Raw genomic sequence first — 315 nt, 5'->3', positions numbered from 1 at the left:
ACCAAAGCCGACGGTAGTTTTGACAATGAGAGATACAAAACACTATTGGCGGCGCAAGGTATGACGCCGATGATGTATCAGGAGCGTTTGCGTCAAGATATGTCTTTGCAGCAGTTGTTGACGGCAGTGCAGGGAACTGCGTTTGTACCTAAGACAGTTGCCGAGCGTTTTTCTGCGATCAATGAGCAAGAGCGTGAAGTCCAGGCTTTGAATTTCCAATCAGGTGATTTTGCTGCTCAAGTAAAAATTACTGATGAAGCCTTAAAAGCGTACTACGAAAAAAATGCTGCACAATTTGAAATTCCTGAGTCGATC

The 315-nt window shown here is 44.4% G+C and carries 1 protein-coding gene; it reads left to right on the top strand.

Annotated features, from left to right (window positions below; genetic code table 11):
• The coding region (locus QN347_RS19660) for a SurA N-terminal domain-containing protein (RefSeq protein WP_323494374.1) at positions 1–315 on the top strand (315 nt) is incomplete at both ends.

Source organism: Sphingomonas sp. 10B4, assembly GCF_035019905.1.
Taxonomy (GTDB): Bacteria; Pseudomonadota; Alphaproteobacteria; order Sphingomonadales; family Sphingomonadaceae; genus Sphingomonas; species Sphingomonas glacialis.
The sequence above is the reverse complement of the archived record's forward strand: the minus strand, read 5'-3'. Positions and strand labels throughout refer to the sequence as shown.